Origin of the sequence: Dapis purpurea BLCC-M126 (assembly GCF_050015975.1) — a bacterium.
Taxonomy (GTDB): Bacteria; Cyanobacteriota; Cyanobacteriia; order Cyanobacteriales; family Microcoleaceae; genus Trichodesmium.
On the sequence record NZ_JBNHER010000009.1, the window covers coordinates 24950 to 37983 of the forward strand.

Genomic DNA, 13034 nt, shown 5'->3' on the forward strand with positions numbered 1-13034 from the left:
CGGAATGCTTACCAGATAAACAATATCCTAGTATTGGTGAAAGTTAGTATATTATTTGATTAAATACCAAAAAGAGTTTGAATCCTGCTTCTAATCCGGTTAAAGGGAGTATTGTCTGAAGAACTCAGATCTAATAATCCTAATTCTCGTAATGCTTGTCGGCGTTCACAAAGCTTTTGGGAAATATCAACAGCTAAACTGGGAGATTCTTCCAAGAGTCTTTGTAAATCATGTTGTTCTATCACAAATAAAATTGAATCTTCGAGAGTTTTAACTGTAGCTGTACGAGGAGAACCCAATAACAAAGACATTTCTCCAAAAAATTCACCTTCGTTGAGAGTGGCGATAGATTTACCATTTTTTTCAGAAATCACTTCAACTGCACCAGAAAGAATAATATAAAAAGAAGATCCTACATCATTTTCTTGACATATAATTTGTCCTTTAGGAAATAACTGTCTATAACCATATTCTATTAATTGTCGGAGCTTTAAATCAGTAAAACTTTCAAAATAAGTAACTCTCTTAAGTAAATCACGCAGATTCCAATTGCTAAGAGATTTTGGTATTGATTTTTGAGCCTGAGGTTGAATACTATTCTGTTTCTGCTCCGAGGCAATATTATCCTGCTCAAAAACTTGATTCTCAATGGTATTAGTAATATTAATGTTTTGAAATAACAGACTTAAATCTTGTGGATTTTTTAACCATAAATCTCGCTGAGGAAAGGGAATAACTATATCTCGCTGATTTAATTCATGCTCAATCAAAAAATTTAAAGAACTTTTAATTGGATCGCTATCTTGAGGATGGTCAATCCAAACTAATAACTCAAAATCTAAAGAACTATCACCAAAACCTTTAAACCATACTTTTGGAGAAGGATTCTTTAATATATTTCTTTCTCCTCTAGCAACATCTAATAATGCTTCTGTTACTAGGACTGGATCAGTACCATAAGCAACTCCAACTGGAATGTGAAGACGACTTTTAGGATCTTTGTAACTCCAGTTAATAATATTATTTTCGACAAATTTAATGTTAGGTACAATTACAAATATACCGTCAAGAGTACGCACAATTGTAGAGCGAATGGATATACTTTCTACTGTACCTAATAAATTGTCTACCTCGATAAAATCTCCTACTTTAATTGGCTGTTCAAATAATAGGGTTAAACCACTGATAAAGTTACTGGCAAGATTTTGTAGTCCAAAACCAATTCCAATTCCTAAAACACCAGCAAAAACAGTAAGAGTTCTTAAGTCTATACCTGCTCTTTGTAAAACAATTAAAATTCCTAAAGTTGCGACTAGATAAATAATAACTGTGGCGAATGCTTCTCTACTACCTCGGTCTAAACCCATAGGAGTTAGCAGTAATCTCTTGATTCCTCTACCTATATTCTGAGCCAGAATTAAGACGGCGATAGCTAATAGAATTAATCTAACAATTGCACTTATAGAAAGATGATTATCTCCAATATAAAAAAGTGGAGTTGTTAATGCTCTAGATAAGTTTTGAAACCATTGTTGTCCTTGTACAAAAAAAACATTCATACTTAACTTATTTGTATTTTTTTTACTTATACTATTTCTCTATGAAGTTGCACTTACACCAGATTTAGTGATTAATGTGGTACAACTAACGAGGTAATTATTTTTTGCTTGTTCTCTATCCTCCGACCCATCTTCCCTGCTCCCTATTCCATACTTCCATTAACCATCAACATATATACTTCATCAATTAGGAAACAGTTGTAATATATAATGTGAACATTAAATTAAATATAGGAAGTAACAGAGAACAATTGAAAATATTTAAAAGATGTTTTAGAAGTAAAAAAAATCACAATATAGTTTGATAAATCCTTGAAAAAAACTATTTTCTATAGTTTTTAAATTAATAAAATGCTAATCCCTCAAAGAATGTTATAAATAATTTAGAAGAAGGGAGAGCAGACCTATGTTTTTACTAACATCAAGAAAAAAATTATGAAAATAATAATTTTGCAGGTCAATCAGAGCTAAAAATCCATACAAAAAAATCAGTAATTATAATCAAGATTATCTCTTTGTAGCAAACATTTATAAAACTGCAATAATTATTATTATTGGATTTCTAGGAAAAATATCAGACTAATAATTAACCAGGAAAAATTTCCCTGGCTGAACTCATAGAAAAGTATCCTCTACTTTAAAATTGTTTTGGAGACAATTCTAGTTTTTTTCCGGTCTGCTTCCGAAAGTTCTCCTCCATCTTGTAAGCGAGTAGCACTGGTTTGTAAAACAGTTGCTGCTCCTGTATCTCCCATTTGCAATGCCGTTTTAGCTGCTGTTTGTAACATTGTAGCTGCACCTGCCCGATCACCTTGTTGTAATTTTGTTTCAGCTATTTGAGTTTGCCTATATTTAGCTAAAGCTAAAATATGATTTTGTACTTGAGAGTTAACTTGAGGCTGATATTTTTGCATAACATTAGCTTCAACTAAAATCGGTTCCGAAAGTAAATCTTTCTTGCTTTGAGCCGGGTCATCATAACGAATTTGTAATTGGGCAATTGTTTGTTTTCCTTCTGGTAATTGCCCAATATAAATATTAACAAGAACGACTCTTTCTACATCTTTCATTAAATCTCCCAGTCTGACCACAAACCCATCACCTTCTTTTTGTACAGGCAATTCAATAGTATCTGGTGCCACTTGTGCAATAGGTTTAAGCTCCGCTAATCTGACCCTAGACATTAAAGAGAATCGTAAATAAGAGTTAGTAAGTCCTACAGATTGAATCCGATTAAATAACTTTCCAAACTCTTCTATTGCCTGTTCTGGTCGTTGAATATAGGCAAGAGTCCCTCCTCCAGCATCAGCAATTTTTTCCAAAACATCTTGATTCCAATCATCACCAAATCCTAAAGAATTTAGAGTTAAATTGTAGTCCGTTGCTAACTTTGCTAACTTGAGACAACGATTATTATCTCCATGTTCATTTTCCCCATCAGTTAATAGAAAAGCCTGAGAAATAGAATCTTTTTGAGCCTTACCTAATTCTTCTATTCCTAACTTTAAACCCTCATCAATAGCAGTACCACCAGAAGCTCTTAACTTATTAATTTCACGCTTAATACTAGCAGAATCATTAATAACTTGATTACGAACAATTACTTTAGCTCGATGGTCAAAAGCCACAACTGAAAGGCGATCGCCTTCCTTTAATTTCTCCACAAGTTGTCCGGCTGCTTCTTTAACAGTTTCCAGTGGTCTTCCTTCCATAGAACCACTGTGGTCTAAAATCAAACAGAGGTTTAATGGTACAGTCCTTTCTAACTCATCAGCCATAGCTGAAATAGATAGGGCCAGTTGACGTTGAGATGAAGATTGAGAGGCATCAATATTGGTATCGTTGAGAGCCGAATGTAGATTAACTTTCATAAAATGTACTAGGAATTTTTCTACTACTTATTTAAGGATATCTCCACAAATATAGGGAAAAATTTCGATATAAATATCAAGAAATTAGATTACTCAACAATATAGATAATTCTGGTAAAATCTGCACCTAGAGAAAAAACACTATCTTTGCTAAATGTTGACTCTAAAAATCAAGTAACGGTAAATCTGCCATTTTTGCCCAATAATTATGGTAAAATCCACACCTAGACAAAAAAACTTGTTTTAGGTAAAAATATCAGAGTTACATTATAACTAATCAAGAGGATGACTAATAACCAATCGTATCCGCTACAATAATATTACGCAGGCTAACATAATCAAAAGATAGTACAATCATTATTAGGAATTATCTCATGAACTCACCAATAAAAGCAGTTCAAACAAGCACTTACTATGGAGATTCATCTTTTCGTACACCACCCCCTGATTTAGAATCTTTAATGTTAAAAGAGCGAATCGTTTATTTGGGGTTACCATTATTTTCATCCGATGAAGTAAAAAGAAATATAGGCATTGATGTTACCCAATTAATTATTGCTCAATTACTTTATCTACAATTTGATAATCCTGAAAAACCAATTTATTTTTATATAAATTCTACTGGTACTTCTTGGTATACAGGAGATGCAGTTGGTTTTGAAACAGAAGCATTTGCTATTTGTGACACCATGAGTTATGTAAAACCACCAATTCATACAATATGTATTGGTCAAGCTATGGGTACAGCAGCAATGATTTTGTCAGCAGGTACAAAAGGATATCGGGCAAGTTTGCCTCATGCTACTATCGTTCTAAATCAAGCAAAAACAGGAGCAAGAGGTCAAGCAACAGATATTTCAATTAGAGCAAAAGAAGTTTTAGCTAATAAGACAACTTTTTTAAATATTCTCTCTAAAAATACTGGTCAATCAATAGAAAAAATTTCTAAGGATACAGATAGAATGCTCTATATGACCCCGGAAATAGCTAAAGAATATGGTTTAATTGACCAGGTTTTAGCAAGTAGAAAAGAACTACCAAAACCTCTACCTGCTCCTATTTAAAGTCCTCAATAAAATTAACAAGTTTTGGCAAGTAGAAAAGAACTGACAAAACCTTTCCCAGAAAATAAGGTCTCAAGTATTCCCTAATTAGGGGATGAAAAAAATGCTCAATTCAGTATTTCAATCCTACCTATTCTAAGAGGTACTGATAACTGAAATAAGTCTTCAATAAAATAAAACGGAAAAAAATATTATGCCTATAGGTGTTCCAAGTGTTCCTTATCGTCTTCCTGGCAGTCAGTATGAAAGATGGATAGATATTTATACTCGTCTTGGTCAGGAACGAATTATCTTTCTCGGTCAAGAAGTGACGGATGCCCTAGCTAATAGAATTGTAGCCTATATGTTGTATTTGGACTCTGACGATCCAAATAAGCCCATTTATCTTTACATCAACTCTCCTGGTGGCTCTGTAACAGCAGGATTGGCAATATACGATACTATGCAGTATATCAAAGCAGATGTCATTACTATTTGTTTGGGTTTAGCAGCTTCAATGGGATCTTTTTTATTAGCTGCTGGAACTAAAGGTAAAAGACTAGCTTTACCTAACTCCAGAATTATGATTCACCAACCCATGGGAGGTACTCGTGGTCAAGCTACAGATATTGAGATTGAAGCTAAAGAAATTCTCCGTGTTAGATCGGTATTAAACAATATGTTGGCAGAGCGGACAGGTCAATCTTTGGAAAAGATAGAAAAAGATACAGACCGCGACTATTTTATGTCTGCTGAACAGGCGAAAGAATATGGTTTAATTGACCAAGTAATTGAAGAACGTTAAAATTAATGGATAATGGATAATTGATAATGGATAATTAATAATTAAAAGTCTATCTCAGGAACTTGATAATTGCGTTGGCAAACGTAAAGCTTCGCTAACAGAAATAATTATCCATTGTCCATTATCAATTGTTAAATATGAATATTGCAGATTATTATCGACAATTAGGGCTAAACTTAGGAGCTACTTTAGGAGAAGTAAAAGCTTCTTATCGGCGATTAGCAAGAATGTATCACCCAGATGTTAACCCAAGAGATCGGCAAGCTAAAGATAAGTTTATTGCAGTGACAGAAGCTTACAAAATTTTGTTGAATGTTGCTCCACCTCAAACAGAACTACCATACAATTATACTCCAACATCAACAACGAATAAAAAGTCAAAATCAGAAACTGGATATCCAAAAACTTCACCTCCAAAGCAAACAAAAGTTAGGGTAAATCGTAAGCAAGAAAAAGATAAAAATCAATTCCACACTTCAGAAGTAGAAAAGCAACTTAAACAAAATTATTATTTACACTTAAAGCAGTTATTAAAATATAAGAGATACCCTCGGGCAGTTGCTCTAGTAGAAGGTTTAGCTCAGAGAATGCCACAAGATTGGGAAGTACGACAGTGGCAAGCGATCGCCTATCAACGTTGGGCACGTCACCTTATTAGTGAGAGAAAACTCGATAAGGCCAGAAACTATCTGAAGAAAGCTCTTAAAACAGACCCCCAAAACCGCGCTCTATCCGCAGAAGTAGAACATGATTTTCGTCAATTGGAAAAGATTTATTGATTATTTGTAGATTTGATTCATAATTGTCAGTAGCTTTAAATAATTACTTGAAAGTTGAGCGTCGGTACGGAGCATTATGAAGAACTTAATTAGGAACATATAGCAGATTCCAAGTATATGAAGTAAAAATATAAACCCCAGTTTCTTGTTTGGGTGTGTAAGTCCTGATATATTTAAGCATAAATATATAAATAATTTGCTCTATATACTTATTGTCAAGTATAATTTAGCCAGTTTTTCAATTAGATTAGCTATTAATACTATTTAGCTCTAACAACAGTGAAAACTGTTTAAATTTCAAACTAAGAAATCATCGAATAAATTAACAATGACAGACATAAATCAAGAATTCCAAAGAGCTATCCAATTACAAAAAGAGGGAAATTTACAAGAAGCAGAGTCGATATATATAAACATACTAAAATCTGATAGTAATCATGTAGCTTCCCTGATTAACCTGGGTTTAATAGAGCAAGGAAAAGGAAAGCTAGATGAAGCAACTCAGTTCTATAAATATGCCTTTTCCTTAGATCCAAATAATATATCTCTCTTGTATCTTTTAGCGAGAATTACACAAGAGTTAAACCAATTAGATGAAGCTATTACCTACTGGCAAAAATTAGTACAACTAAAACCAGATTCTGCTTTAGAATTTTATGGAAATATTGGTAATAGCCTAGTTCAACAAGGTAAATTTGACGAAGCACTAAATTATTTTCGTCGTGCCCTAGAAATATCACCTAAGAGTTTTCAAGCTCATCAAGCGATCGGTAATTTGCTGATTAGACAAGAAAAACTTTTGGAAGCTAAATCAGAATTTAGTAAAGCACTACAGATTAATCCTAATTATCAAACTGCAAAAGTTTGGTTGACTTTAGTTGATAAGTTACTCAAGGGAGACAATCTAGTTTCATTCAATTATCAAAACACTCCCATAAGATTTGAAATAACAGGCAAAAATCTAGCAGTAGAAATTGCCAATATCGGTGGAAATTTTTATGAATTAGCTGAGTTAGAGTTTATACGGCAGAATCTAAAATCATCAAATCCAGTTATTGTTGATATTGGAGCAAATACAGGGAATCATTTAGTCTACTTTGCAAAGATTATGCAGGCAGCAAAAGTTATTCCCATAGAATTTCATCCAGAAATTATTGCAGCGTTGAAGAAGCATATCTCAATGAATCAAGTTAGTAATATTGACTTATCTAAATTAGGATATGCTCTTGGTAAAAATCATGGTAAATCTTTTATAAGAGAACATCCTGCTAAAGATTTCTGTTTAACAGAAATTGCCGATAATATCATCAATGGTACAGAGGTAGTAGTTGTGACTTTAGATGAATTAATTAGTGAAAAAGTAGATTTCATCAAAGTTGATGTCCAGGGCAAAGAAATAGACGCTTTGGCAGGATCAAAAAATTTGATATCTAGTTATCAACCTGATATGCTAGTTGAAGTTGCCAAAAATCATATTAAAGACTTTAGGAAATTTTTAGAAGCAGTCAGATATCGAACTGTTAAGGCATTTGATCATGGAAGATATGTCAATTTCTATATTAAACATACCAACTAAAACTAAAATTTAGATTTGCTCGGAGTACATGGTAGTCAAAGTATATAGCATTCCTATTTAGCTTTAGATAAAAAATATCAGGAAAAAAGTCAGCAGGCAATAGGTAAAATAATGTCAAACTTCTGATCTATTTTTGGATTTTCTACAAATCTTTTAGGATTGCTATATCTGAGGAAATTAGGTAAAAATTATAGCTATAATTTGCTTTTTGTTTTTCTCAAATTTACTACTCTTTTGATTATATTCTAAGTTTGACTTCGCTTACTCTATATAAATGTAAACAATAAACTAATGCAAAACTTAATTATCTGGCTAATAATATTTATAGTCAGCTTGTTCGTTCTGATCAAAGCTTCTGACTTCTTTACAGATGCAGCAGAAAAAATAGGTATATATTTAGGAATTTCTCCTTTTTTAGTTGGGGTAACAATAGTATCAGTAGGAACTTCTCTACCAGAATTAGTATCATCCATTATAGCAGTATATCAAAATTCTTCTGAAATTGTTTTTGGTAATGTTATAGGTTCAAACATTGCAAATATTTTCTTGATAATTGGTACTGCATCATTAATTAGTAGCCCTTTAAGGATACAATATGAATTAATAAATGTAGATTTACCACTATTTGTTGGTTCGGCTTTTTTATTAAGTTTAACGGTTTTAGATAGTAACTTTTCTATAAATGAAGCTATTATCTGTATTTTGGGATATGTTGTATACGTTTTGTATACAATAAGTAGTGGTAAAGAAGAGCAGCAGTCAAGAGCCAAAAATAGGTCAAATAAACGTTTACTACTGAAACAAATAGTAATTGTGATTATTAGTTCATTATTTGTATTTTTGGGTGCTACTTATACAATTGAATCTGTTACTAAAATTTCCGAAATATTGCAAATTGCTAAAGAGTTAATTGCTTTAAGTGCCGTCGCCCTTGGTACATCATTACCAGAACTAATAGTTACTATTTCTGCTGCGAGAAAAGGAAACCCAGAAATTGCAGTAGGAAATGTTTTAGGTTCTAATATTTTCAACTCATTAATGGTAATGGGAATACCAAGATTTACAGGTAATTTAGTAATTACTGAAGATGTTATTTCCAGTGGGTTATTAGTTTTATTAGCAGGAACAATTTTATTCTTTTTTGTCACTCAAGATAAGCAGGTAACTCGTTGGGAAGGATTGATATTTTTCCTGTTCTATGGATGGTTTATTGGCAACATCTTTGGGTTGGTATAATTACCTAGATATAATTAATTTAATATTGATAGGAGATAGGCAAAATACAATAAGGAATATACCTGATTAGTAAGTACAAAAATAATATAAATTTCGATTTTTGGTACTCCTGACGTTAACTTTTCTTATGATTATAGACCTAATATTAAGTCTGCAGTTATTTTTGAGAATTGATATTAGCATTTTGAGCAAACAAGGCTGAAAAAATCAAGAGACAATTTTTCCTCCTACCTCCTCTATAAGAGAGTTTTTGTCAAAGAAATCTTAACGTAGCCCTATCCCTATCTACTATAGAAGAGCAAGACAATATAACTGATACAATTTCTATGTAACAATGCGCTTAATAATTATTACCCAGACCTGAAATTTACTGATAGTTGTTATCTTTTATTAAGCGGAAATTCATGGATAAATGGTATGAGTTCAGTTTTGCTACACACATGAAACACGATAAAACTACGTTTTGCTTGCGGGATAGAACTCCCTTCCGTCTCTTGATCGCAAAAAAATTTTCACTTCAGAAAACAATTTTATAATTTAGGGTTTGCTGAATAAATCTTTTGGTAAGGGTAGGAGTCAGGAGCCAGGAGTCAGGAGTCAGGAGAAATGGGAATTATAGAAAAGGTACGATAAAGAATTGTCCCTTGATTTTTCTGCCATAGTCAGCCCAAAATGCTAATTTTTTGAGCTTTTTATACCGAAAACCTTGCAACTTTTCAGAAAATAAAGGCTTTAGCCTTTATTTGTCAATGTTTTGATATTTAATCAGCAAGCCCTAATTTATAAATTTTTTGCCAGAAAAGCTTCCTACCCTTTTTAATATTTGCTTGATAAACAGTATCTAATTCCTAACTCCTAACCTTAGCAAAAGACTATTTCAGCAGACTCTAAATAGTAATTGGGGAATCAACATAAATATTTGGCTCTTGCATATTAAATTCTATGCCAAATTTTTTCAGTTCCTTAGCAAAATTCTGATTTGCAACTTCTAATAGTTGCTTCCTTAGTTGAATATAATTTTCACTAGAACCAAGAATAAAAAATTTTATTCTTGCACGACTTTTATTCGTAGCTTCATGGAGAAATATAGTTATTTTCATAGTACCTGGATCAATTCCCATTGATGAATCTTTACTATTTATACCTACTTGCTGAACAAGAGCTTCTTCTTGTTCCGTAAGTTTTTTAGTAAAGTCTCAATATAATAAAACCATCACTTTTTTACCACGGGTAATATTCTCTATTGCTACATCAGCTAGTTTATTGTTAGGCACAATATACAATGTACCTGTAGCTGCCACCCTAACTTTACTGGAACGCAAACCAATAGATTCTACTCTGGCGTATATCTCACCCGATCCTAATGAGTAACGAATATAATCTCCAGGAATAAAAGGACGATCTAAAAATAAAACTATCGTACCAAAAAATTGTTCCAAAGTTTTGGACGCTGAAAAACTAATAGCTATTCCACCAATAGATACACCAGCTAACAAACCTGTTAGTGGAAACTTTTGACTTTGAGCATAGCTGACTAATGCTATAAATCCAATTACTACATTTGCTATAGTCTCAAATACTAAGAGTAACTCATTTTCTAAACCTGATTTAGAAATAATTTTAACCCCATATATTCTAATAAGTTGACGGAATACTCGAGAGGCTAACCATGCCAGACTAACAACTACAGAAAAAACTATTAGTGGATGAAAGAATTTGTAGAATTGTTGATAATCTATCAACCAAGCTGAGGATAGAGAAATTAATAGACAAGTGCCTGCAAATTGAAAAGGTTCTTTTAGAGGTTCGAGAAAATTATTGATAATTTTTTGCCCTGTACCTGGAATAAAATTTTTAATAATTACACCCAATATTACGGATGTATATTTTCCTATCAATATTCCTACCAAAGCAAAGATAAAGAAAATTAAATAATTAGGAATGCTAGTAGCATCCAAAGAAACAAATACCTGATTTACTTGATTAAGTATATCTGATAAAAACATATTAACTTATACTATTTATCATCCATTAATGCTGCTTTGTGAAAACCAATTTAGACTTTGGTCTTTTTTCTGAATGTTGCACAACTAGGTTAAGCATTCAGCCATCAGCTTTTAGCTTTTAGCTATTAATTTATTATCTTTGAAAGAGGAAGTAAAGTTTAAATATCAAGCAAAAATTCAAAGCTACTTTTCAAGCAGATTAGCTAATATTACTGATGAATTCAAAAGCTATTAGTGCATTATGAGCCAGAAAAAGCTGATACCATATCCGGTTATTATAGGCTAAGTTATAAAGTGAGGCAAAAAGTAACACTCAATCGGCAAGAGAAAGAATTTATAATAAGCTTTTATAAATCGGATTTAGCATGACTACTAATAGAATATCTAAATGCTGACCAACCAGGGATAATGAAATCTGAAAGTAGATATTTTTGGATAACTCTTTCCTCAAAATATATACGGTTGAAAATCAATTATAATTATTTAATATGCAACTATTTTATGATAACTTTCTACATTCATCTTTTTACTTATTTTTGCACTCCTCTCCTCCCTTGCTCAAGAAAATTTAGCATTTATAAAATTGATATTAGACTGTAATTGGTGAATCAACATAAATACTAGGTTGTTCTATATCAAAAGCAATACCATATTCCTTAAGTTTCAAAGTAATTCTTTGACTGGCATTATCCAGCATTTGACGACGAAAATCCATAGATACTTTACCAGAACCTAAAATAAAAAATGTAATTTGTGCTTGAGTAATATTTTCTGATTGAGAATTCCGTGCATTTTTAAAGGTAATATCAGTATTACGAGGGTCAATGCCAAATATATCAGCAGTACTTGTTAAGATAACTTGACGGATTAATGCTTGTTCTTCAATATCTACATAACGATAAAAAGTTAAATATAAAATAGACATAACTTTCTTCGCTGCACTAAAGTTTTCAATATTTACCTGTGTCAAAGAATTATTAGGAACAATTATTAATGTACCTTTTCCAGAAGAACGAATTTTAGTTGAGCGTAAACCAATAGATTCTACTCTACCAAAAGTTCCATCAGGAAGACCAATATAGTCATCAATTACAAAAGGTCTATCTATATAAAGAAGAATTCCACCAAGTAATTGACTTAAAGTATTTTGGGAAGCAAAAGCAACTGCTACACCTCCTATTCCTAAACTAGCAATTAAACCAAATACATTTACTTGGTGAGTTTGAGCAAAAATGATAATAGCTAGAACAATAATAATAAAGTTTGCTAGAAATTTACCTACTATAAATAAGTCACTATTAGCTTGACGATCGCTTCTGAATGCTGCTTCTATTAAATAGATATCAAAAAATTTTTTAACAAATTTAAAACCTAACCAAGTAGTGGTAATAGTTAAGATTAAACTCAGGATTATTTCCAGAATAAAAGCTTCAGAATATGGTGTAACAGCTAGAAGAGTTATTTCAGATATTGCTAAAGCAATGACTACTCCAATTAATAATTTATTCGGAGATATAATAATCTTATATGCTTCCACAATTTCTGTAGATACTATTTTTCCTATTAGTTCAGGTAGTTTACGAATTCCTAGAAGTGCAACTATTGCTATTACTCATATTGCAAGTAAACGCAGAATACTACTAACATCTATAACTATCTGTTCTGGAAAATTAAAATAATCTAGCATAGATAATCTAACTTCAATATTAACCTCTAATCTTTTAATCTTTTGATTAATGATAGTATAAAATTTACAAAAATATCTGCCTTTAAGATAGCGATCGCCTCATACATATTCCCAATTCAATAGTGGGATAGCGATCGCTAAACAAAATATAGTTTTATCGTTTCAGTAGTGCTAAAAAATATTCATTTTGTTGGTTACTCAGGAAATTCAGGAATAACCCATTTAGGAGGAGCCATTCTTTTTTTCATCACTGCTTCTTCAGCCATTTCTAGCATTTTATCTAAAGAAGTATTATCAATAAACTTTGATATTTCTTGTGCATATTCCTTGTTAGGACAACCATCGCCTAAAACGCACCCATTTACACAAGCTTCTGCACAATTTATAGTATTTTCCACACAATTTTCCTCTGTTAACTTAGTAATTTTATACTAGATAACCTTTTTAAGTTATCCAGCTCAGAACTTAATCA

11 protein-coding genes are annotated in these 13034 nt (G+C 32.0%); 5 read left to right on the forward strand and 6 right to left on the reverse strand.

Annotated features, from left to right (window positions below):
* Window positions 1-59: 59 nt before the first annotated feature.
* Together ACP6PL_RS02245 and ACP6PL_RS02250 are read right to left on the reverse strand one after the other, a co-directional pair.
* The gene (locus ACP6PL_RS02245) at window positions 60-1559 is read right to left on the reverse strand and encodes a cyclic nucleotide-binding domain-containing protein (RefSeq protein WP_426542092.1); all 1500 of its coding nucleotides are present in this window, start codon (window positions 1557-1559) and stop codon (window positions 60-62) included.
* 632 nt (window positions 1560-2191) lie between these two features.
* Window positions 2192-3430: a vWA domain-containing protein gene (locus ACP6PL_RS02250; protein WP_426542094.1), complete on the reverse strand. Its 1239-nt coding sequence runs from the start codon at window positions 3428-3430 to the stop codon at window positions 2192-2194.
* Window positions 3431-3804: 374 nt separating this feature from the next.
* Here ACP6PL_RS02250 and ACP6PL_RS02255 point away from each other — a divergent pair, with 374 nt between their 5' ends.
* From ACP6PL_RS02255 to ACP6PL_RS02275, 5 genes are all read left to right on the forward strand, one after another.
* The gene (locus ACP6PL_RS02255; protein WP_426542096.1) at window positions 3805-4494 is read left to right on the forward strand and encodes an ATP-dependent Clp protease proteolytic subunit; all 690 of its coding nucleotides are present in this window, start codon (window positions 3805-3807) and stop codon (window positions 4492-4494) included.
* A gap of 193 nt (window positions 4495-4687) precedes the next feature.
* Window positions 4688-5278: an ATP-dependent Clp endopeptidase proteolytic subunit ClpP gene (clpP, locus tag ACP6PL_RS02260; RefSeq protein WP_426542098.1), complete on the forward strand. Its 591-nt coding sequence runs from the start codon at window positions 4688-4690 to the stop codon at window positions 5276-5278.
* 137 nt (window positions 5279-5415) lie between these two features.
* Entirely contained in the window at window positions 5416-6057 is a 642-nt protein-coding gene (locus tag ACP6PL_RS02265; RefSeq protein ID WP_426542099.1) for a J domain-containing protein, read from the forward strand.
* 328 nt (window positions 6058-6385) lie between these two features.
* Complete coding sequence (locus ACP6PL_RS02270; protein ID WP_426542101.1) at window positions 6386-7633, forward strand: FkbM family methyltransferase; 1248 nt, start codon at window positions 6386-6388, stop codon at window positions 7631-7633.
* 291 nt (window positions 7634-7924) lie between these two features.
* Window positions 7925-8869: a calcium/sodium antiporter gene (locus ACP6PL_RS02275; protein WP_426542103.1), complete on the forward strand. Its 945-nt coding sequence runs from the start codon at window positions 7925-7927 to the stop codon at window positions 8867-8869.
* 887 nt (window positions 8870-9756) lie between these two features.
* Here ACP6PL_RS02275 and ACP6PL_RS02280 read toward each other — a convergent pair.
* The 4 genes from ACP6PL_RS02280 to ACP6PL_RS02295 all read right to left on the reverse strand — a co-directional run bounded on the left by ACP6PL_RS02280 (window position 9757) and on the right by ACP6PL_RS02295 (window position 12960).
* Window positions 9757-9969 carry a hypothetical protein gene (locus tag ACP6PL_RS02280; protein ID WP_426542105.1) on the reverse strand — a complete coding sequence of 71 codons (213 nt, stop codon included), beginning with the start codon at window positions 9967-9969 and terminating at the stop codon, window positions 9757-9759.
* 96 nt (window positions 9970-10065) lie between these two features.
* Complete coding sequence (locus ACP6PL_RS02285) at window positions 10066-10875, reverse strand: mechanosensitive ion channel family protein (RefSeq protein WP_426542107.1); 810 nt, start codon at window positions 10873-10875, stop codon at window positions 10066-10068.
* Window positions 10876-11464: 589 nt separating this feature from the next.
* Window positions 11465-12412, reverse strand: a complete 948-nt coding sequence (locus ACP6PL_RS02290; protein WP_426542109.1) for a mechanosensitive ion channel family protein — start codon at window positions 12410-12412, stop codon at window positions 11465-11467.
* Window positions 12413-12756: 344 nt separating this feature from the next.
* Complete coding sequence (locus tag ACP6PL_RS02295; RefSeq protein WP_426542111.1) at window positions 12757-12960, reverse strand: hypothetical protein; 204 nt, start codon at window positions 12958-12960, stop codon at window positions 12757-12759.
* Window positions 12961-13034: the final 74 nt, after the last annotated feature.

Coding starts and splice junctions, on each gene's coding strand:
- clpP (WP_426542098.1), top strand. CDS start 4,688: ATGCCTATAGGTGTTCCAAGTGTTCCTTATCGTCTTCCTGGCAGTCAG.
- ACP6PL_RS02250 (WP_426542094.1), bottom strand. CDS start 3,430: ATGAAAGTTAATCTACATTCGGCTCTCAACGATACCAATATTGATGCC.
- ACP6PL_RS02265 (WP_426542099.1), top strand. CDS start 5,416: ATGAATATTGCAGATTATTATCGACAATTAGGGCTAAACTTAGGAGCT.
- ACP6PL_RS02270 (WP_426542101.1), top strand. CDS start 6,386: ATGACAGACATAAATCAAGAATTCCAAAGAGCTATCCAATTACAAAAA.
- ACP6PL_RS02275 (WP_426542103.1), top strand. CDS start 7,925: ATGCAAAACTTAATTATCTGGCTAATAATATTTATAGTCAGCTTGTTC.
- ACP6PL_RS02285 (WP_426542107.1), bottom strand. CDS start 10,875: ATGTTTTTATCAGATATACTTAATCAAGTAAATCAGGTATTTGTTTCT.
- ACP6PL_RS02245 (WP_426542092.1), bottom strand. CDS start 1,559: ATGAATGTTTTTTTTGTACAAGGACAACAATGGTTTCAAAACTTATCT.
- ACP6PL_RS02280 (WP_426542105.1), bottom strand. CDS start 9,969: ATGAAAATAACTATATTTCTCCATGAAGCTACGAATAAAAGTCGTGCA.
- ACP6PL_RS02255 (WP_426542096.1), top strand. CDS start 3,805: ATGAACTCACCAATAAAAGCAGTTCAAACAAGCACTTACTATGGAGAT.